Raw genomic sequence first — 20,753 nt, forward strand, 5'->3', positions numbered from 1 at the left:
TCTGCCGATGCCCGACGAGCCTCTCCGCGACGATCTCGCCGAACTGCTGCGCCGGAGGGCGCTGACTGAGGACCCCGGCCGACCGGAGGCGGTGGCCCGCCGCCACGCCGCCGGTGGCCGTACCGCACGAGAGAATATCGCCGACCTCATCGATGACGGATCGTTCGTCGAGTACGGGCGGTTCGCGATCGCGGCTCAGCGACAGCGTCGCAGCACCGACGACCTGATCGAACGCACCCCAGCCGACGGTCTACTGGCCGGCACGGCACGGATCGACGGCGCCGCGTGTGCGGTGCTCTCGTACGACTACACCGTCTTGGCCGGAACCCAGGGCGCCATCGGCCACCGCAAGAAGGACCGGTTGTTCGAGATCATCGAGCGGCTGAAGTTGCCGACCGTGTTCTTCGCCGAGGGGGGCGGCGGCCGCCCGGGTGACACCGATATCCCGACGGTCTCCTCCCTGGAGATCCGGGCATTCGCGTTGTGGGCCGGGCTGTCCGGCCTGGTACCGCGCATTGCCGTGGTCAAGGGCCGGTGTTTCGCCGGCAACGCGGTAATCGCTGGTGCCGCCGACCTGATCGTCGCGACCGAGGACAGCTCGATCGGGATGGGCGGGCCGGCGATGATCGCCGGCGGTGGCCTCGGCGAGGTCGCGCCCGACGATGTCGGCCCGATCTCGGTACAGGCGTCCAACGGCGTCGTCGACATTGTCGTGGCGGACGAACAGGAGGCGGTCGCCACCACCAGGAAGCTGATGGGCTACTTCACCGGAGCGGCCGAGTCCGTTCCGGGACCCGCCGCAGACCAAACAGCCTTGCGCACAATGATTCCCGAACGGGCCCGGCGTGCCTATCTGGTGGCACCGATCATCGAGACGCTGGCCGATGCCGGCTCGGTCACCTTCTTGCGCCCGAAGTTCGCCCCGGAGATGGTGACGGCTCTGGCGCGCATCGACGGTAGGCCGGTGGGCATCATCGCCAACAACACCATGGTGATGGCCGGCGCCATCACCGCCGCGGCGTCCGACAAAGCCGCCCGGTTCCTGCAGTTGTGCAATGCATTCGGCCTGCCGGTGGTGTCGCTGGTGGACTGCCCCGGATACATGGTCGGCCCGGCTGCCGAGGCGGAAGCCCTGGTACGGCGCGGGTCCCGAATGCTGGTGGCCGGTGCAGCATTGACGGTGCCACTGGTGGCGGTGATCCTGCGGCGCGGTTACGGCCTTGGGGCACAGGCGATGTGCGGTGGCAGCCTCCACGAACCGCTGCTCACGGTGGCGTGGCCAGGCGCCCACCTGGGTCCGATGGGCCTGGAGGGCGCTGTCCGGCTCGGTCTGCGGAAGGAACTGGAGGCCATCGCCGACGACGATGAGCGCGAGCAGGCGGTACGGGCCGCCACGGCGGCCGCCGAGGAAAACGCGCGGGCGCTCAACTCCGCATCGTTGTTCGAGATCGACGATGTCATCGACCCGGCGGAAACCAGGGGGTTGATCGCCGCAACACTGGCCGCGGCCGCTGCGCAGGAACGGCCCGCGGCCCGTCCGAGGTTCATCGACACCTGGTGATCGTCACAGCCTGAGGCGGTGCGGATCTCCACGCCTCTGACCATACGACCGGACCGTTGACTACACGTTGTAGTAGACGTAACGTCCGAGGCATGCGGCGGTGGAGTTTCGCTCAATGGGGACTGCTCATCATCTCGCTGTTCCATGTGGTGCAGGCAATCATCGGTTTCATTGCCGAGCCGAGTTTCGCCATCGGTCCGGATGCGCCGACCACGCCGATTCTCGGGATGGACTACAACGGCTGGCATGCAGTGGCCGGCCTGGCATTGTTCGGTCCCGGACTGCTTTTGTGCCGGCGAAAATCGTGGGCCGTGCTCTATCTTCTGCTGGCTGCGGTAGCCGGAGCACTGCCGGGGATCTGGGCGTTCTTCTCCAACCAGGTGGCTTTCATATTCGCCTTCCCCAACAACACCACCGACGCGGTAGTGCATCTGGCAACCGCCGCTCTGATGCTGGCAGTGGCAGGTGTGCAGATCTACCGCGATGGTGGCCTACGCAACTCGTTGTCCGGGCTAACCCTGAAGCGGTGAGCAGATCAGTTAGCTGGACGGGACCTGGGTAACGATTCGGTCACTACCCCTGCTGTCGCAGATCACGATCAATTAAGAATGACGACCGGTCTCTGAGACATTTCAAGATCATCGGCCGCATTTCGGCATTATTGAGTCGCAATTCACGGGGCCCGCTGTAACACCGCCACACCCGTCACAGCCGTTTCACAGCGCCGAAGCTTTGCTCGCCTGCGCTGCGGTTACTTTCGAAATCGGGCCGGGGACATCAGCGATCACCAATCGCGCCCCAATGAGAATCTGAGAATCCCGAAGGAAATGATCATGAAATTCACTGGTATTACCGCGCGTCGTGGAATTGCCGGCGCTTGTGCCGCGGGCCTGCTCGGCGGGGTGGCCGCCGCAATGATCGGCGCACCGGCGGCGTCCGCCGCACCCGACTGCAGCGCCAGCGGGGTGGCCGGCACGGTCAGCAACACCACCGGCGCCGCGCGCGCCTATCTGGACAGCCACCCGGGCGCCAACCAGGCCGTGACCGCCGCGTTCGCCCAACCGCGTCCGCAGGCCGCGGCCACGCTGCGTGGTTACTTCACCGCCAACCCGCAGGAGTACACCGACCTGCGCGGCATCCTGGCCCCCATCGGGGACACGCAGCGTGCGTGCAACGTGACGGCACTCTCGCCCGAGCTCGCCTCGGCCTACTCGGAGTTCATGGCCGGGTAGCCCACTGGATACCGTGGAGGCAGGCCGACACACGTCAAGGAGGACGGATGGCGAACCCGTGGCAGGTGGTCAGAGGTACGAAGGTGGCGGGACAATCGGCCACCCGCGTACGTAAGCGAAACCCGTCTCCGCTGGAACCGGCCTGGACACCACCGCAGGCCCGCTATGGCGTCGGGATCCACCACAACGTGGCGGTCCGTGCCTCCGACGGCACGGTGCTTCGCGCCGACATCCACTATCCGACGGTTCCCGAGACCGGGGCACCGGCACCGGGGCCGTTCCCTGTGCTGTTGTCCATCACCCCCTACGGCAAGAAGGCCCCGCCGCCGGCCGCCCAGATCGGTGGCGGGGCCACCCCGTACCTGATCCGGCGCGGCTATATCGAGGTGATGGCCGACGTGCGGGGCACCGGCGCCTCGGGCGGATCGTTCGAGATGCTGGGCGCCGTCCAGGTCCAAGACGGTGTCGACTTGGTGAATTGGGCTGCACGGCTGCCTAATTCGAATGGCAAGGTCGGGATGTTCGGCATCTCCTACCTGGCCATCAACCAGATTCTCACGGCCGCGGCGGTCGGCCCTGACTCACCGTTGAAGGCGATTTTCCCGGTGATGGCCGCCAATGACTTCTACCGCGATGTGGTCACCATGGGCGGCGTGCCGCACATGCGCACGGTGCGCGCCTATGGCGCGGTCTATTCATTGCTCAACGTGGTCAACCCGGTGTTGGAGTTCGCCAAACGCGGCACTCATGAGCGCCCCCGGGTCGGTGGCCTGGCCGCGGTGCGCCAGCGCGGACGTGACCAGCGCCAGTACTTCCGGACCATGATCAGCGACGCGACCGCCGGCGGGGACACCGCTTTCGACGGGCCGTTCTGGGACACCATGCGGGCCTCGGACGTGCTGCCCGAGATCGCGAACAACAACGTTGCGGTCTTCCTGATCGGCGGCTGGCACGACGCATTCCAGCGCGGTGCCCCGCTGAATTACGCCGCGCTGCAGAACGCCTACACCGGACGGCCGCCGAACGCTCCGATGGAGCCCGGCCAACCGCTCTCGGACCGGGTGCAATTGATGATGGGCCCCTGGTACCACGTCTCAGACATGGACGGGCTGCACGTCCATGCGTTGCAGTTGCGCTGGTTCGACCGATGGCTCAAGGACGACATCAACGCCGAGGTGACAGGCCCGCCCATCCGCTTCCAGGCCATCGGCAGCTCGGAATGGTTCCAGGCGCAGGATTACCCGTTCCCGGAAGCCACGCCGACCCCGATGTACCTGGCCGAGGGCGGGCACCTTGTCGAGGAACCGTCTGCCGAACAGACCGAGGCCACGCTGCGCTACACGGTGCGCGGTCCGATATCCGGCCGCAGCCTGGAGCAGTGGACCCTCGGAATGGGCAGTTTCATGGCCGCCCAGACGGGTCGGCGCATCCGCTACGACCTGGACAACCGTCGCCTGCAGCGCGAGGCCCTGACCTACACCACGGACGAGTTTGCCGAAGCCCAACTCATCGCCGGCCCAGTCACTTTGACTGTGCACGCGACGGCTGACAGCACCGAGACCCTGTGGGTGGCACACCTCGACGACGTGGCACCGGACGGGGCCAGCCGACCGCTGACCCAGGGCGCCCTGCTCGGATCGCACCGCGCGCTGGATCCGGAGAAGACGTGGCACGCGCCGGACGGAACGATTCTGCGGCCGCACCACGTCAGCACCCGCGCCGCCGTCGAGCCGGTGGTGCCCGGTGAGCTGACCCGTTACGACCTGGAGGTCTTCCCCACCGCAGCGCTGATCGAACCGGGCCATCGGCTACGGCTGACGCTGACCACCTACGACTTCCCCCACCTGGTGCCCACCCAGCCGGCCCGGCAGGCGCTGGCCGGCGGCACCTACCGGATCCGGCAGGGCGGGGACGCGCCGTCGAGCCTGCTCATCCCACTGGCCGATCCCGCGGCGTTCACTCCGGACGAGTCGCGCGGAGGTACGTAAGCCTTCCGGCCAGCCGGATGTGCCCGGATCCCACCACCGTGCAGTCGAATCCGGCTTCCTCGAACAGCCCAGGCAGGGCGTCCCCGCGCACGTCGACGACGTGCAGTCTGCCGCCTGGCCGCAGCACCCGGAACAGCTCGCGGGCGGCCGCGATCTTGGTCGCTTCGTCGAGGTGGTGCAGCATCATCGACGACAGCGCCCGGTCGAACTCGCCGCAGTCGAACGGCAGTTCCTGGGCGTAGGCCCGGGTGAAACCGATACCGGTCATACCCTTGGCTTTTCGATCTGCCCGCCGCAGCGCCCGGGGATCGGGGTCCGTCCCGATGATATCGGCGCCGGAACATGCCTTCTTGGCGCGGACGGTGAGATTACCGGTTCCACAACCTATTTCGATGACGCGCTGGCCTGCTGAGAGTCCGGCCTGCGCGACCAGTTGCCGGTAGGCGGGGTTCATCCCCAAGACCCGCGTCAGCAGGTCGTAGCCGGGCAGGAACGCGTCATGGCCCCCGGCAGGCAGGTAGTCATGCCGGTTTGTCAGACGATGTGGACGATGTTCGGTCATGAACTCCATGATCCAGAGGGTTCCAACGGGATAGTTGGGTGAAGATTGGCGATATCTGGATTATCTTTGGCGCTGTGCCCGAAATGTCTCGCTTGGTGCGCCACCGCGACGGCGTCCCGGTCTACCGGTACTGGACTGATCGCGACGTGCCGCCGGTGTCGGTGGCGCGGGGAAAGCGCGCGGAACTGCCCGAGCATCGGCCGCACATCCACGATTTCCCGGTGCTCTGGTACGTACCGACCGAGGATGTGGTCTACGTCGTGGCAGCAGGTGAGGTGATCGACCCACGGCCGCTGACCGCCGAGGCCGACGGGATCGGCGTGTACTTCGACCCCACTGCGCTGGGACACGACGCCGCGTCTCCCTGGCCCACCTGGCAGGCCCACCCGCTGCTGTTCCCGTTCCTCCACGGCCGATCCGGCGGGCTACTGCAACTGAACGTACCCGCCGATCGACAGCCACTGTGGGACAACACCATCCGATCGATCGAGGAGGAATTGGCCGCCCGGTGTCAGGGCTACCGCCAAGCGGTGCTCGCCCATCTGACCCTGCTGCTCATCGACCTGGCCCGGCTGGCCGACGATGTGGTGAGCGACCTGCGGCGCAGCGGCGAGCCGTTGCTGGCCGAGGTATTCATGGTGATCGACCGCCGACTGTCGGGGCCACTGTCGCTGAGTGACGTCGCCGATGAGGTCGGAATGACAGCGGGCCATCTCACCACTTTGGTGCGCCGGCGGACTGGACGCCCCGTCGGCGAGTGGATCAACGAGCGGAGGATGAGCCGGGCACGCGACCTGCTCGGCGAAACGGACTTACCCGTGGCCGAAGTCGCCAAGCGGGTGGGAATGGCCGACCCTGGATACTTCAGCCGCCAGTTCCGCCGGGTACACGGTGTGTCACCGCGGGAGTGGCGCAAACCGGCCACCTCCGGCATCAGAACCGAATCACCTTGATAACAGAGGGGTTACGCCGGGCGCGGCCACAGTAGGTGCAACTCAGGCGTTGTTAGCGTGCCGGTGTGAGACTGAGACTGTTCGGTCGGATGTCGCGCCGCGTGGCGGCTGCGGCGATTTCAGGACTGATGTTGCCGGGGATGGTCATGGCCGGGCCGACACCGACCGCCGCTGCGTATTCGCGCGATGGCCTGCCGGTGGAACGCCTGCAGGTGCCGTCAGCCGCGATGGGTCGCGACATCACGGTCCAGTTCCAGGGCGGCGGGCCGCACGCGTTGTTCCTGCTCGACGGGTTGCGCGCGCAGGACGACGACAACGGTTGGGATATCAACACCGCGGCGTTCGAGTGGTTCTACAAGTCCGGCATATCGGTGGTCATGCCCGTGGGTGGGCAATCCAGCTTCTACAGCGACTGGTACCGCCCAGCGGCCGGCAGTGCCGGCACCACCACCTACAAGTGGGAAACCTTCCTGACCCAGGAACTTCCGGCCTACCTGGCCGCCAAGCGGGATGTCGCGCCGACCGGCAACGCCGTTGTCGGGCTGTCGATGTCCGGTGGGCAGGCCCTGAACCTGGCCATCTGGCATCCCGCCCAGTTCATCTTCGCCGGGGCCCTGTCCGGCTTCATGAACCCGTCACAAGGCCTGTGGCCCACCATGATCGGCTTCGCGATGAAGGACGCCGGCGGCTACAACTCCACCGACATGTGGGGCACCTCCAACGATCCGGCCTGGCGACGCAATGACCCTACGGTCAACATCAACCGGCTGGTGGCCAACAACACCGCCGTGTGGGTGTATTGCGGCAACGGCGTTCCCTCAGAACTCGACGCTCCTGGCGGCAACTTCGGCACGCTCTACAGCGCGCAGTTCCTGGAGAACATCACGATCAATTCCAACAAGGAGTTCCAGCAGAAGTATCTGGCCGCCGGCGGCCGCAACGCGAAGTTCAACTTCCCGCCCAACGGGACCCACGGGTGGAACTACTGGGGCGCCCAACTGCAGGAGATGAAGCCCGACCTGCTGCGGGTTCTGAACGAGAACGCGGCGGCGGCAGCTGCTCCGCCGCCGGCGCCGGCCGCACCGGTGGTGCCCGGGCAGGTCGCTCCCGTGCCCGGCCAAGTCGCCCCGGTACCAGGCCAGGTTCCCGGCATCGCAGCAGCACCCGCGGCACCGGTGGTGCCCGGCATGGCCGGAGTGCCCGGCACTGCGGGAGTGCCCGGTCAGGTGCCCGGTTTGGCCGCCGCGCCTCGGGTAGCCGGGGTGCCCGGAGTGGCTCCGGTAGCTCCGGTCACTCCGGTGAGCCCCGGCCTGCAGACGGTACCGGTAGCACTGCCGCGAGCCTGAGCCACGTTCGTAACGCCATGGCGGAGAATCGGCCGAAATCTCGCCGTGGCGCTACGAATGCGGAGATGTCATCACAGGAAGAGATGACTTTCATCAAGAACTATCGTTGGACTTGATCAGCTGAAGCGGCTGTCATGAAGGCATGACACGCCCATCCCTCGCCGTGGCCGCCTTCGCCGTGACCGCTGCCGTGACCGCTGCCGTGACCGGCGCACTGGTCACTGCACCCGCCGCTCTCGCCGATGACCCGACGGCGGGTGTCTCCCGCACCGAGCTTCAGCGCTCGGCCGCCCCGACCCCCGGGTTCGAGATCATCCAGACCCGGTTCGAAATCCCGGTGGGCAAGGAATCCGGCCGCCACAGCCACCCCGGACCTGAAGTGGGTTACATCGTCCAGGGTGACGTCGACATGGTCTTCGACGATCGGCCGACCCAGCACCTGCATTCGGGCGACCCGTTCCTCATCCCGGCCGGGGTCATCCACGACGCCCACAACGTCGGCACCGTGCGGACCCTGATGTTGTCCACCTATGTGGTGCCCGTCGATCAGCCGCTGGTGACCATGTATTGATCCCCGGTCCGCACGCCACGGTAGATGCCGCGGCGGACGATCCAGGGCTGCAGCACCCGTTCGATCGACCAGGACGGGAATCGGAAGGCAAATCCGTTGGGTGCGAACACCTCCAGCCCGTCCGGTTGCACTCCGAGCACCGAGCCCCACCGACTGGCCGGCGGACGGTAGCGGCGCATGTTGCCGCCGGCGAAGTGGGCGGTCACGTTTCGCGCCAGCAGTCCGTCGGCCCGATTGCGGGCCGAGGAGCGCAGTGGGTCGGTAGCCGCGACATCGCCGACGGCGAACACACCGTCAGTACCCGGCACCCGCAGTTCCGGTGTCACCCGCACGAACCCGCGCTCGTCGAGGATGCCGGCCGGCAGCCAGGCCGTGTTGGGCCGGACCCGACCGATGGCCCACAGCACCGCATCGGCCTGCACCGACGGCTGGCCGGTGCTCCAGTGGACCGCTTCGGAGGTGATCGCCGCGCAGTCGAAGCCCTCCGGTACCGCAGCTCGATGCCTGGGGTGCAGCGTCACGCCCGCCGCCGTCAGCCTGCGTTCGACCCGCTTCCGGGCGCGCCAATGATGCTGCGGCAGAGGGTGTTCGCCCGGGTAGTACAGCCCCACCCGGGTATCCGGCCACCGAACGGCGATATTGGCTGCGCTACTGGCCGCCGCAGCGCCGCCGCCGATGACGGCAACTGACTGCGCCGAACCCAACCGCTCGTGCGCGGTCCGCAGCCCGGCATCGACATCGCCGGCCGACTGCAGAACCGCCCGCCGCCAGAAGCCATTCGTCACACCGGTCGAGATGACCAGCGCGTCATAGGGTTCCACCTGCCCGTTCCCGTCGGCATCCCGCACGCTGACCGTCCGTGCCGAGAGGTCGACCCCGGTCAGCGTGCCGTGCACGGTGCGGACCCGGTCGAGTTCGCGGAACCGGTCGAAGCCGATCCAGTAGTTCCGGGCCCAGTCTTCGGGCCGGGCCAGTCGCGTGCCCAGTTCCTGACCGCTGACCAGGCCGGGGTTGACCGAGATGCCGACGACGTCGAAGCGACGTGCCAAGCGGATCCCGGTGAGCACGCCGGTGTCGCCGAGTCCGGCGATCACCACGCGCTTTCGGTCCATGTTCGTCGACGCTACCGCCCGCCTGCAGGCCATCGGATCCCTTTCCCTATCGTGGCTGGATGAGCAGCGTCGCTGATGCGGACCGGGTCGCCGACCTCGCCCGCCGGGTCGTGGCCGACCACGACCCCAAGAAGGTTCCGATCCCCGAGTACCTGGCCGCCTGTTATGACGCGGGCCTGTCCTGGGTGCACTTCCCGGAGGGCCTCGGCGGTCTCGGGGTCTCGCGCGGTCTACAGGCCGTGGCCGACCGCATCCTGCAGGGCGCCGGTGGTCCCATCCCGTTGAGCCTCAATCCGATGGGCTACGGGATGGCGGCCCCCACGGTGCGTGAGCATGCCCAGTCCGACGAGCTCAAGAAATCCTGGCTGCGGCCGCTGGCCAGTACCGAACACATCTGGTGCCAGCTGTTCTCCGAGCCGGGCGCCGGATCGGATCTGGCCGGGCTGGCCACCTCCGCAGTCCTCGACGGGGACGAGTGGGTGCTGAACGGGCAGAAGGTGTGGACCAGCCTGGCCCACCGGGCTCGCTGGGGCCTCCTGCTGGCCCGCTCGAATCCCGATGTGCCCAAGCACAAGGGCCTGACGTACTTCGTGCTGGACATGCACGGCTCGGGTGTGGAGACCAGGCCGCTGCGGCAGATGACCGGCCAGGCCGAGTTCAACGAGGTGTACATCACCGACGCCCGCATCCCCGATACGCACCGGCTCGGCGCGGTGGGCAACGGCTGGAACGTCGCGATGACGACGCTGATGAACGAGCGCAGCGCGCTCGGCGGTAGCGGCAACCGTCGCGGAGCCGGGACCATCTCGGATGCCGTGGCGCTGTGGGCATCACGCCCGGATCTGCGTACCCCGGTGCTGCGCGACCGGCTGAGCCGGCTCTGGCTGCGCTCGGAGGCCCAGCGGCTGACCGCGGAACGTTCCCGCGCGGCCGCCACCGTCGGCGGACCGGGGCCGGAGGGCTCGATCGGAAAACTCGTCGGCGCCGAACTCAATCAGCACATCTACCAGTGGTGCATGGATCTGCTTGGGCCCGAAGGGATCCTGTATCACGCCTATGGGACGGGCGATCGCGAGGACGACCAGGACGGGAAGGATTGGCGCGGTCCCATCCAGCAGCGCTTCCTGCGCAGCAAGGCCAACACGATCGAAGGCGGCACCTCAGAGGTGATGCGCAACATTCTCGGCGAACGGATCCTCGGGTTGCCCGGCGATCTGCGGGCCGATGCCGGTATGCCGTGGAAGGAGATCCCGCGTGGCTGAGAACGTTGAGAACAGTGCTGAGTTCAAGTTCACCGACGAGCAGGCTCAGCTGCGGACAGCGGTCCGAAAGTTCTGTGCCGAGAACTTCGACGAGCAGACGCTGCGGACCCTCATGGAGTCCGAGCCCCGGTTCGATCCGAAAGTGTGGGCACGGTTGGGCTCCGAACTCGGTGTGCTCGGCCTGGCGGTTCCCGAGGCCGACGGTGGGGCCGGCGGCACGCTCGTCGACCAGGCCATCGCGGTCGAGGAGCTCGGTGCGGCGCTCGCCTGCGGTCCGGTGTTCGGCACCGTGTTGCTGGCGGTCCCGGCGCTCGTCGCCACGTCGGCCGGCACGGTGCGCGACGAACTGCTCGGCGCACTCACCGAAGGCACCCGCACCGCGGCATTCGCCGTCCCAGATCAGGCGGGCGCGTTCGACGGCGCCGCGGTGAATGTCACTGTCGCCGAAGGCGGGACGCTCACCGGCACCGTCGAGCGGGTGGTAGACGGTGCGGCCGGTGACGTGTTGCTGGTGGCCGCCACAGGCCCCGGCGGTGTGGCCCTGTACGCGGTCGACGCGGCAGGCCCGGGCGTGCAACGCACTCCGCTGGTCACACTCGACCTGACCCGGCCGCAGGCCACCATCGGCTTGACCGCGGCCCCCGCGCAACTGGTGGCCGGGCCCGATGAGGCCCATCGCGTCATCACCCACGCCTTCCAGGTGGCTTCGGCTCTCCTGGCCGCCGAACAGGTCGGAGCCGCACAGCATCTGCTGGATCTGTCGGTCGAGTACGCGAAATCGAGGCTGCAGTTCGGCAGGCAGATCGGATCCTTCCAGGCGGTCAAGCACCGGCTGGCGGATTGTCTGGTCGATCTCGAGCATGCGCGCTCGGCGACCTATCACGCGGCGTGGGCACTGACCGACGGCACCGACGACCCGGCGCTGGCGGCCAGCATCGCCCAGGCCACCGCATCGGCGGCGTTTGCCAAGGTCGCGGCTGACACCATCCAGGTGCACGGCGGTATCGGCTTCACCTGGGAGCACCAGGCGCACCTGTACTTCAAGCGGGCCACCACCGATGCGGCGCTGTTGGGCAGTGCCGAAGCGCATCGGTCGCGGGTGGCCGACCTGGTGCTCGACGACGCGCCGGCCGATCGCGCCCCGTGGGTGGCGACGGGTACACAATGATCGCTTGAAAACGCGCGGTAGGCGTTGCGCGACCGTAAAATCCCGCTGATGGACAGCGCTGCCGAACTCCGCACGCTGGCTGTCGACGGGGTGCGGTCACCGGTGCTCGTCGCCGGCGCAGCCGGGCTGGACAGCGGCGAGGCCGTGGTGTTCGTGCACGGCAACAACGCCGGGGCCAGTTGGGATCGGTTGCTGACGCCGGTCGCCGGCTTCGCTCGGGTGATCGCACCGGAGATGCCGGGTTTCGGCGCGGCCGACAAGCCGCCCCAATGGCCGTACACGGTGGCTGCCTACGCGGCACACCTCGACGCGATCCTGGATCAACTCGGCGTCGAACGCGCACATCTGGTGGCCCACGACTTCGGCGGGCCCTGGGTACTCGCCTGGGCTGTCGACCATCTCGATTCCGTCGCCAGCATCACGTTGATCAACGCCCCGGTGGTGATCAACCATTTCGCCGCCAAGCTGTGGCGCACGCCTGTGCTGGCCGAGGCGCTGTCACGGATCGGCAACCCGGCGGTCCTGCGCCGCGTGCTAGCCATGCGGGACCCCGGCCTGCCAACCGACGCACTGGACTCGATCGCCGAGCACATGTTCGCCCGTGGAACACCCGATGCGGTACTGAAGCTGTACCGGTCCACCGGCCCGAATGCCCTTGCGCCGTATGCTGAACGGCTCGCCGAGTTCGGTGGCGATGTCCTGGTGGTGTGGGGTGCCGATGACCATTACGTGCCGTTCGCACAAACCGACGAGTACCGCCGGATCTTCCGGAGCTGTGAGGTGCAGCCGGTGCCCGGGACGGGTCACTGGCCATGGCTCGAGCAACCGGACGTGGTGGCCGGGCACGTCACCGCGTTCCTGCGCAGGCAGCTCGGAGCCACTTCCTAACCGCCGAAATGGCATTCCAGCAGAATAAGTGCGAGTAGACACCTGCTGGAATGCCGTTTCGGCGGTTAGCGGGTGACGGCGTCGATAGCCTTGTAGATCCGCTGCTCGCTGACCGGGCGCGGCGTGCCCAGCTGTTGAGCCCACAGGCTGACCCGTAGCTCCTCGATCTGCCACGCGATGTCGCGGATGCCAGTGGCCGCCGCCCGGCCCGGCGAAAGCGCCTGAACCAGTTCGTCATAGGCATCCTCGACGGCGTGCACACGCGACATCCGGTCCCGATCAGCGCCGAGTGCCTGCGGCAATCGCTCCAACCGGCGGGCGATCGCGGTGACATATCGGGCCAGATCGTTCAGCCGCGCTACTCCGGTCGCGGCGACAAAACCCTTGGGCAACAGGCGATCCAGTTGAGATCGGATGTCGGCAACGGCGTCGGCTTGGGCGGCTGACGGCTTGTCAGGCAGCGCGACCTGCACCTCGTGTGCTGCGGCCAGCACCTTCTCCACCCGGTTCACCCCGGCTTGGGTGGTGGGGACGAGTTCCTTGCCCGCGCGGGCCAATACCCCGGCGAACTCGGCCTTCGTCCACACCGGCTTGGGCATCAGCACGTCAGCGGCCGCATCGGCGCAATCATCGAGCAGGGCGGCCAGAGCCCCGTCGGGGTTGGCGTTGAGGGCCAGGCGGGTCCGGGTGCTCAAGCCCCGCTCGATCACCTTGACCGGTGACGGTGCGGTCAGCCGCAGCAGACGGCGCAGGCCCAGCCGCATGGCTGCGGCCTGGTCGGCCGGGTTCGCGAACACCTTGACGTCGACGGCCTTTCCGGTGTCCACGAAGGCCGGGTATCCGCGAACGGTGTGCCCGCCGCTCACGTTTTCCACGGTGCGCGGCAGCTCGTCAAGGTCCTCGGGCCAGGCCCGCAACCCCGTGCGTTCCAGGTCGCCGCCAAGTGCCGCGGCCACGGCCTGGGCGACGGGTACGGCCAACTGCTCGCGCAGCGCCTCGATATCCTTGCCGCGTGCCACCTCTTTGCCGTCGGATTCCACGGCGAAGGTCATCCGTAGATGGTCCGGCATCTTGCTCAGGTCGAACGCATCGATCGGCACCAGAATGCCGCTGCGCCTGCGTAGTTCGCGCTGCACCTCGTCCAGCAGTGACCCGGCGGACGGATCGATGTCACCCAGGATGGCCCGCGCGGTGTCGGGCGCCGGGACGAAGTTGCGGCGCAGGTCCTTGGGCAGCGATTTGATCAGTGCGGTGACCAGTTCCTCCCGCAAAGCCGGTACCTGCCACGCGAAGCCGTCACCGCCGAGCCGGGCCAGCACGCCGACCGGCACGTGCACGGTGACGCCGTCGTCGGCCGCCCCGGGCTCGAACCGGTAGGTCAACGGCAGTTCGAGGTCGCCGGCCTGCCAGGTATCGGGATTGTCCGCACCGTCCTCGGAACGCAGCAGATCGTCGCGCGTGAAGGTGAGCAGGTCAGGTGTCTTGTGCCGCTGCTTCTTCCACCATGCGTCGAAATGGCGAACAGAGACAATGTCGGCCGGGATGCGGGCGTCGTAGAGCGCGTAGATGTCGTCGTCACCGATCAGCAGGTCACGCCGGCGGGCCCGCTCCTCGATCTCTTCGAGTTCGGCCCGCAGGCGCGCGTTGTCGCGGAAGAAGTGGTGCCGGGTCTGCCAATCTCCCTCGACCAAGGCATGCCGGATGAACAACTCGCGGCACAGCTCCGGATCGATCTCGGTGTACCCGATCTTCCGGCGCGGAACCAGCGGCAGCCCATAGAGCGTGACCCGCTCGAAGGCCACGACCGCACCACGTTTGGCCTCCCAGTGCGGCTCGCTGTAGTTGCGTTGCACCAGATGTCCGGCGACCCGTTCGATGGCCTCGGGCTCGACCTTGGCCGCGATGCGGCCGAACAGCCGGCTCGTCTCGACCAGGTCGGCCACCACGATCCACCGCGGCGGCTTCTTGGTCAGCACCGAACCCGGAGCCAGCACGAACTTGGAGTTGCGGGCGCCGACATAGTCGCGGGATTCACCCTCGCGCAGGCCGACGTGGGACAGCAGGCCCGCGGTCAGCGCGGCGTGGATGGCGGCCGGCTCGGCGGGCTCGTCACTCTCACGAATCCCGATGTCGCGCGCGATGCTGCGCAGCTGCCCGGTCAGGTCCTGCCATTCGCGGATCCGCAGGTAGTGCAGGAACTCCTCGCGACACATTCGCCGGAAGGCATTGCCGGAGCGCTGGTTTCGTTGCTCGCGCAGATAGTTCCAGAGGTTGAGGTAGGACACGAAATCGGAGGAGTCATCCGCAAATCGGGCGTGCTTCTGACGCGCCGCTTCCTCCCGGTCCGTCGGGCGCTCGCGCGGATCGGGGATCGAGAGTGCAGCGGCGAGCACCAGCACTTCCCGCACACAGCCCTCGGTGTCAGCCTGCAGGATCATCCGGCCGACGCGCGGGTCGAGCGGCAAGCGCGCCAGTCGTCGTCCGACATCGGTCAGCGCGCCCGCGGCGTCGAACGCGCCGAGTTCCTGCAGTAGCTGTACGCCGTCGCGGATGCTGCGGGCGTCCGGCGGATCGAGAAACGGAAACTCCGCGATGTCGCCCAGCTGCAGGGCGGCCATCTGCAGGATGACCGCGGCCAGGTTGGTTCGCAGGATCTCCGGATCGGTGTAGCGGGGCCGGGATTCGAAGTCCTGCTCCGAGTACAGCCGGATGCAGACGCCGGGCGCGGTACGTCCGGATCGACCGGCCCGCTGGGCAGCCGAGGCCTGGGAGATCGGCTCGATCGGCAGACGCTGCACCTTGGTGCGACGGCTGTAGCGGGAGATCCGCGCGGTGCCGGGGTCCACGACGTAGCGGATGCCCGGTACGGTAAGCGAGGTCTCGGCCACGTTGGTGGCCAAAACGATTCGCCGGCCGGTGCGACTCGGCTGAAATACCTTCTGCTGGTCGGCGGTGGGCAGCCGCGCGTACAGCGGCAGCACCTCAGTGTTGCGCAGGTCCTTCAATGCCTCTGCCGTGTCGCGAATCTCGCGTTCGCCGGAAAGGAACACCAGCACGTCGCCCGGCGGTTCGGACTCCAGCTCACGGACCGCGTCGACAATGGCCTCGGTGGGGTCACGGAGCTCGGTACGCACGATCTCGTGGTCGGGATCATCGGGATCATCGGCGTCGTCTGCGCCGCCGACGGTGACTTCCAAGGGGCGGTACCGGATCTCGACCGGATACGTTCGCCCCGACACCTCCACGATCGGGGCACCCGAGAAGTGCGCCGCGAACCGCTCCGGCTCGATGGTGGCCGAGGTGACGATGACCTTGAGGTCGGGGCGGCGCGGCAGCAGCTCGCGCAGGTAGCCGAGCAGGAAGTCGATGTTGAGGCTGCGTTCGTGTGCCTCGTCGAGGATCAGGGTGTCGTAGCGCAGGAGCCGACGGTCTCTTTGAATCTCGGCGAGCAGAATGCCGTCGGTCATCAGCTTGATCAGCGTCGAATCGCTGGCCTGATCGGTGAAGCGCACGGTGTAGCCGACGGCGTCGCCCAGTGGGGTGCCGAGTTCGTCGGCGATGCGCTGGGCCACGGTGCGTGCGGCCAGCCGGCGGGGCTGGGTGTGGCCGATGGTTCCACGGATTCCGCGGCCCAATTCCAGGCAGATCTTGGGCAGCTGCGTGGTCTTGCCCGAGCCCGTCGCACCGGCGACCACCACCACCTGGTTCTCGCTGATGGCCTTGGCCAGCTCGTCGCGGTGTTGGCTAACCGGCAGGTCGGGATAGGTGATGGCCGGGACGGCGGCTTGGCGGGTGAGCACCAGAGCTTCGGCGGACGCGATCTGTTCCGCGATCTTGGCGGTGTCACCGCCACGGAGATTCCGCAGGCGACGGCGCAGCCGGTCCGCGTCGCGAATGGTCAGCCCGTCGAGGCGGGAGCGCAGCTCGGCGATCGACGGTTCGGACACTCGGTCAAGGATAGGGGCTCTTGCCGCTGCTGACCGCCGTGCGTGAGGTGGTGGAATCGGTCGACGGCGACGTCATGCACCTGGACAACGACGCGTTCTGACGCCGGCCCAGGGAAGATGGTTCCCATGGCCGACTTCGTGATCCCACCCCCACCGCAGGCGTCGCTCCCGGTGAGCACCGGGCCTGAACGCTTCCCGGTGCGACGAGTGTTCTGCGTCGGACGCAACTACGCGGCCCACGCCCGTGAGATGGGCAAGGACCCCGACCGGGAGCCGCCGTTCTTCTTCATGAAGCCGGCCGACGCGGTGATCGACGCGGCGGGCACCGTCCCGTATCCGTCGCTGACTTCGTCGTTCCACCATGAGGTCGAGCTGGTGGTGGCGCTGGGTGCCGGTGGCCGCGACGTGGCACCCGACGACGCGCTGGACCTGGTCTGGGGATACGGGGTCGGCGTCGACCTCACCCGCCGCGATCTGCAGGACGAGGCCAAGAAGCTCAGCCGGCCCTGGGATTGGGCCAAGGGGTTCGACGCGTCGGCCCCGTGCACGCCGATCCATCCGGTCGACGAAGTCGGTCACCCGGAGGCCGGCGAGATTTGGCTGCGGGTCAACGGTGAACTCAAACAGCACGGCGACCTGAAGGACCTGATCTGGTCGGTGCCGGAGGTCATCAGCGCGATCTCGGCGGCCGTCGACCTCGCCCCCGGAGACCTGATCTACAGCGGCACCCCTGCCGGGGTCGGACCGATGCACCCCGGCGACGTGGTCTCCGGTGGTGTCGGAGGAGTCGGGGAGTTCAGCTTCACGGTCGGCTCAGCCGATCGGCGGCGCGCCTGACCCGCTGTCCCGCGGTCTCCACCTGGCGGGCGGTCATGGATCGCAGCGGGTGTACCGACAGGATCAACGCGACCCGACCGTCGGCATCGAAGACGGGCGCGGCAATGGTGGCCACCGGCTGCGCCTTACCTGTCATCCCGCCGGACGGCACCAGACCGATCGTGGCGAATTCCGCGAGCAGTTGATCGGTGATACCGCGAACGTGATCAGGCAGGCCGTCACTGGACAACGTGCCGACCAGCTGTGCCGCCCGGGTCAGATCCGGTGTCGTCCAGTCGATGTCGTAACCACGTTCCCGGGTCTGGGCAAGCACCTCCTCGAGGCGACCGGCCAACTCCTCGCTGAGGCCGGGCGCCCGCTCGATCCAGCTGCGTTGCTCATCTGAGCCTCCCCAGGCCGCGAACGCGACGCCGAACGGCGGTGCGTATCGAATCCGGTCGCCCGGCGCCGAGGCCGGCTGTCGGCCGGCCCCCTCGAACGCGGTGATCACCAGCTCGTCGTCGAGCCGTTCGACGACCGAGGCCGCGCAGTCGAGTTCTTGTGAAAGTCCTTGGGCAGCAATGCGAGCCGCATGCGCCAGGGGTCGGGCGGCCTCCGTTCGGGCCGCCACCACGGCCAGGCCCGGGCCGAGGGCAAACGTCTTGTCAGCAGGATCGCGGATCAGCCAGCCACGGTCGCACAAGGTCTTGAGGATGGCGTGCGCGGTGGCCTGCGTCAGGTCCAGCGCGCTGACCACATCGGAGAACCGCAACCGGGTATCGCCGGCACCCGCCAGCAACTCGATCACATCGAGCACCCGATTGGTCGGCGCCGAGCCCGCACCACGCACCCTTGACTCCGTTCTGGGGGGTTCCTACAGTCGATCTTGTCAATTCGATAGACTATCTCGAATATTAGAGAAATGGTAGGAGCGATGCGCGCAGTTGTCTTACGGGATGGCGCACTCACGGTGCGCGAGATCCCCGATCCCGTACCGGGTCCCGGCGAGCTTCTCTTGCGGGTGCTGAGTACCGCGATCTGCGCGTCCGACGTCCACTTCATGGACCACCCCGAACTCGGTCTCAACGATCCGACGGACCGATCGCTCTATGACGCGGACCGGGACGTCGTGCTGGGCCACGAGTTCATCGGCGAAGTCATCGGTCACGGGCCAGGCTGCAGCGATCAGTTCCCCGTGGGTACCCGGGCCACGTCGATCCCCATCAGGCTGGTCAACGGTGGTGCCGACGGCGCCCACATCATCGGCCAGCACCCGGACACCCCCGGGAGTTTCGCCGAACTGCTGGTGGTGGCCGAATCCATCGCCCGGCCCGTCACGGATGGCCCTGCCGGTCCGGTCTCCGACGATGCCGTCGCGTTGACAGACGCCTTCGCGGTCGGCGAATTCTACGTACGCTCGGCCAGATTGGAACCCTGCGAGATACCCATCGTGATCGGGGCCGGCGCGATCGGGCTGTCCGCGGTCGCGGCACTGGCCCGCCGCGGCGTCGAACCGATCATCGTCTCGGACTTCCAGGCCGACCGACGTGCACTGGCCTGCAAGGAGTTCGGCGCCCACGTCTCCGTCGACCCGGCCGAACGCTCACCGATGGACGTCTGGCGCGAGGTACGCGCCGAACGCAACCTGTGGGGCCCGGCGGTGGTGTTCGAATGCGTCGGAGCGCCGGGTCTGATCCAGAAGATCGTCGAGGAATCCGAGATGGGTACCAGGATCTACTGTGCGGGCGGTTGGTACACCGGCGACACCCTCGACATCACCACCGCCACCCGCCAGGGCGTGACCTTGCAGTTCGGCGGCGGGCCGTGGCCGCAGGACTGGTACGGGACCCTGGACGCCATCGTCGCCGGAGACCTGGACCCGACACCCAGCATCGGCATGGTGGTGCCACTCGACGAAGTTCCCGACGCGCTCGACCTGGCCCGCCGCTCGGCGGGACCGGCGCGAATCATTGTGCATCCGAACGGAGACCACGCATGACGACCCACGAAGACCGCCTGGACGTCATCGACGTACTGGTCCGCTACGCCACCGGGATCGACCGGCGGGACTGGCCGCTGTTCCGCACCGTATTCACCGATGACTGCGTGCTGGACTACGGCGAGATCGGCAAGTGGAACGGGGTGGACGCCGTCACCGACTTCATGGACCAGTCCCACGCCATGGCCGGACACACCATGCACAGGCTGAGCAACCACGCCATCACTGTTGACGGGGATACCGCCACGGCACGCACCTACATCGACGGACTGATCCTGGCGCAGGACAACAACTCCGGCGTCAACGCCGTCGGCTTCTACGACGACGAGTTGGTCCGAACCGCAGCGGGCTGGAAGATCGCGCGACGGGAGTTCACCGCGGTGCGGATAACCAATGTCTGACTTCGCAGATCGCTACGGGCCGTGGGCGCTGGTGGCGGGCGCCTCCGACGGGGTCGGCTCGGCGATGGCCGAGGAGTTGGCGCGTCGCGGCCTCAACGTGGTGCTGCTGGCCCGGCGACAAGAGGTTCTCGATGAAGTGGGAGCGGGCATCACGGCGCACACCGGTGCGCAAACCCGAACGCTGGCAATAGATCTGGCCGCGCCAGCGGCTGCCGGTGAAGTGATCGCCGCGACCGCGGATCTGGAGATCGGTTTCCTGGTCTACTGCGCGGGCGCCGATCCGAACTTCCAGCCGTTCCTGTCCAGCCCGTTGTCGGATGCCGAATCACTGGTGCAACGCAACTGCCTGGCGCCGATACAACTGTGCCACCACTACGCGGCGCCCATGGCGGAGCGGGGCCGCGGCGGCATCGTCATCTTCGGGTCCGGGGCCGGATTCGCCGGCGGCCCGAACATGGTGGCCTACGGCGCGAGCAAGGCCTTCGACATGGTGTTCGCCGAGGCACTCTGGACCGAACTGCATTCCTCAGGTGTCGACGTGCTCGGGCTGATTCTCGGAAAGACCGACACTCCTGCCCTGCGCAAGCTGGAACACGAGCGAGGCCAGATCGCCTCACCCGAGGACACTCCGCCGGGCGCGGCGGCGGTCGACGATGTCGTCGCGGCCGCATTCGCCAACCTCACCGAGGGGCCGACGTGTCTGGTGGGCCCCGAGATTCAGGCGGCGGCCCAGTTGATGGCCTCCGTCAGCCGCAATGATGCGGTGCGGTTCATCGCGCAGGCGGTCACTGCGGCGATGGGCTGAGTGATCGCATCATCGGGGTTCACACCATCGCACAACCCCCTGCGACCATTGCCGCACACGACAACGGCGTCGTGCGGTTCGACGCGTAGACGGTCGCAGCAGCCGCAGGGGGCTAAGGCCCGCGTACTGCCTTGCTGCTGAC

At 67.7% G+C, this 20,753-nt stretch carries 18 protein-coding genes; 14 read left to right on the plus strand and 4 right to left on the minus strand.

Annotation, left to right across the window (positions count from 1 at the left end):
• Positions 1-7: 7 nt before the first annotated feature.
• The 4 genes from HBE63_RS24975 to HBE63_RS24990 all read left to right on the plus strand — a co-directional run bounded on the left by HBE63_RS24975 (position 8) and on the right by HBE63_RS24990 (position 4,781).
• Positions 8-1,561: an acyl-CoA carboxylase subunit beta gene (locus HBE63_RS24975; protein ID WP_166907218.1), complete on the plus strand. Its 1,554-nt coding sequence runs from the start codon at positions 8-10 to the stop codon at positions 1,559-1,561.
• 92 nt (positions 1,562-1,653) lie between these two features.
• The gene (locus HBE63_RS24980) at positions 1,654-2,091 is read left to right on the plus strand and encodes a DUF4383 domain-containing protein (protein ID WP_166907220.1); all 438 of its coding nucleotides are present in this window, start codon (positions 1,654-1,656) and stop codon (positions 2,089-2,091) included.
• Between the two features lie 303 nt (positions 2,092-2,394).
• Entirely contained in the window at positions 2,395-2,793 is a 399-nt protein-coding gene (locus HBE63_RS24985; RefSeq protein WP_166907222.1) for a heme-binding protein, read from the plus strand.
• Positions 2,794-2,840: 47 nt separating this feature from the next.
• Complete coding sequence (locus tag HBE63_RS24990; protein ID WP_208301203.1) at positions 2,841-4,781, plus strand: CocE/NonD family hydrolase; 1,941 nt, start codon at positions 2,841-2,843, stop codon at positions 4,779-4,781.
• Here HBE63_RS24990 and HBE63_RS24995 read toward each other — a convergent pair.
• Positions 4,750-5,343 carry a class I SAM-dependent methyltransferase gene (locus HBE63_RS24995; RefSeq protein ID WP_371814809.1) on the minus strand — a complete coding sequence of 198 codons (594 nt, stop codon included), beginning with the start codon at positions 5,341-5,343 and terminating at the stop codon, positions 4,750-4,752. The two genes, HBE63_RS24990 and HBE63_RS24995, sit on opposite strands and share 32 nt — an antisense overlap.
• A 74-nt stretch (positions 5,344-5,417) precedes the next feature.
• On the opposite strand from HBE63_RS24995, the gene HBE63_RS25000 reads away from it, so the two are divergent.
• The 3 genes from HBE63_RS25000 (at position 5,418) to HBE63_RS25010 (ending at position 8,213) form a co-directional block, all read left to right on the plus strand.
• The gene (locus HBE63_RS25000; RefSeq protein WP_166907225.1) at positions 5,418-6,296 is read left to right on the plus strand and encodes an AraC family transcriptional regulator; all 879 of its coding nucleotides are present in this window, start codon (positions 5,418-5,420) and stop codon (positions 6,294-6,296) included.
• Between the two features lie 89 nt (positions 6,297-6,385).
• A complete protein-coding gene (locus tag HBE63_RS25005; protein ID WP_166910174.1) occupies positions 6,386-7,642 on the plus strand; it encodes an esterase family protein in 1,257 nt (418 codons plus the stop codon).
• A 142-nt stretch (positions 7,643-7,784) separates the two neighbouring features.
• Complete coding sequence (locus HBE63_RS25010; RefSeq protein ID WP_166907227.1) at positions 7,785-8,213, plus strand: cupin domain-containing protein; 429 nt, start codon at positions 7,785-7,787, stop codon at positions 8,211-8,213.
• Here the strand turns inward: HBE63_RS25010 and HBE63_RS25015 are convergent.
• Entirely contained in the window at positions 8,189-9,325 is a 1,137-nt protein-coding gene (locus HBE63_RS25015) for an FAD-dependent oxidoreductase (protein ID WP_166907229.1), read from the minus strand. The genes HBE63_RS25010 and HBE63_RS25015 overlap by 25 nt on opposite strands.
• 59 nt (positions 9,326-9,384) lie before the next feature.
• Here HBE63_RS25015 and HBE63_RS25020 point away from each other — a divergent pair, with 59 nt between their 5' ends.
• Genes HBE63_RS25020 through HBE63_RS25030 form a run of 3 tightly spaced genes read left to right on the plus strand, consistent with a single transcriptional unit; the run spans position 9,385 to position 12,643 of the window.
• Positions 9,385-10,587, plus strand: a complete 1,203-nt coding sequence (locus tag HBE63_RS25020; RefSeq protein WP_166907231.1) for an acyl-CoA dehydrogenase family protein — start codon at positions 9,385-9,387, stop codon at positions 10,585-10,587.
• On the plus strand, positions 10,580-11,755 hold the full coding sequence (locus HBE63_RS25025) for an acyl-CoA dehydrogenase family protein (protein WP_371814810.1): 1,176 nt from the start codon (positions 10,580-10,582) through the stop codon (positions 11,753-11,755). The genes HBE63_RS25020 and HBE63_RS25025 overlap by 8 nt, the downstream gene beginning before the upstream one ends.
• Before the next feature lie 48 nt (positions 11,756-11,803).
• A complete protein-coding gene (locus HBE63_RS25030) occupies positions 11,804-12,643 on the plus strand; it encodes an alpha/beta fold hydrolase (protein WP_166907235.1) in 840 nt (279 codons plus the stop codon).
• Positions 12,644-12,708: 65 nt separating this feature from the next.
• On the opposite strand, the gene hrpA is transcribed toward HBE63_RS25030, so the two are convergent.
• On the minus strand, positions 12,709-16,590 hold the full coding sequence (gene hrpA, locus HBE63_RS25035) for an ATP-dependent RNA helicase HrpA (RefSeq protein WP_166907237.1): 3,882 nt from the start codon (positions 16,588-16,590) through the stop codon (positions 12,709-12,711).
• A gap of 126 nt (positions 16,591-16,716) precedes the next feature.
• Here hrpA and HBE63_RS25040 point away from each other — a divergent pair, with 126 nt between their 5' ends.
• Positions 16,717-17,427, plus strand: coding sequence for a fumarylacetoacetate hydrolase family protein (locus HBE63_RS25040; RefSeq protein WP_166907239.1), 711 nt, complete (start codon positions 16,717-16,719; stop codon positions 17,425-17,427).
• Here the strand turns inward: HBE63_RS25040 and HBE63_RS25045 are convergent.
• Positions 17,393-18,223 carry an IclR family transcriptional regulator gene (locus tag HBE63_RS25045; RefSeq protein ID WP_166910176.1) on the minus strand — a complete coding sequence of 277 codons (831 nt, stop codon included), beginning with the start codon at positions 18,221-18,223 and terminating at the stop codon, positions 17,393-17,395. The genes HBE63_RS25040 and HBE63_RS25045 overlap by 35 nt on opposite strands.
• 117 nt (positions 18,224-18,340) lie before the next feature.
• Here HBE63_RS25045 and HBE63_RS25050 point away from each other — a divergent pair, with 117 nt between their 5' ends.
• From HBE63_RS25050 to HBE63_RS25060, 3 genes are read left to right on the plus strand one after another with little or no spacing between them, the layout of a single operon-like run.
• Entirely contained in the window at positions 18,341-19,405 is a 1,065-nt protein-coding gene (locus tag HBE63_RS25050) for a zinc-binding dehydrogenase (protein ID WP_166907241.1), read from the plus strand.
• Positions 19,402-19,806, plus strand: coding sequence for a nuclear transport factor 2 family protein (locus HBE63_RS25055; RefSeq protein ID WP_166907243.1), 405 nt, complete (start codon positions 19,402-19,404; stop codon positions 19,804-19,806). The genes HBE63_RS25050 and HBE63_RS25055 overlap by 4 nt, the downstream gene beginning before the upstream one ends.
• The gene (locus HBE63_RS25060) at positions 19,799-20,611 is read left to right on the plus strand and encodes an SDR family NAD(P)-dependent oxidoreductase (protein WP_166907245.1); all 813 of its coding nucleotides are present in this window, start codon (positions 19,799-19,801) and stop codon (positions 20,609-20,611) included. The genes HBE63_RS25055 and HBE63_RS25060 overlap by 8 nt, the downstream gene beginning before the upstream one ends.
• Positions 20,612-20,753: the final 142 nt, after the last annotated feature.

The sequence above is a fragment of the Mycobacterium sp. DL440 genome, from assembly GCF_011745145.1.
Lineage (GTDB): Bacteria > Actinomycetota > Actinomycetes > Mycobacteriales > Mycobacteriaceae > Mycobacterium.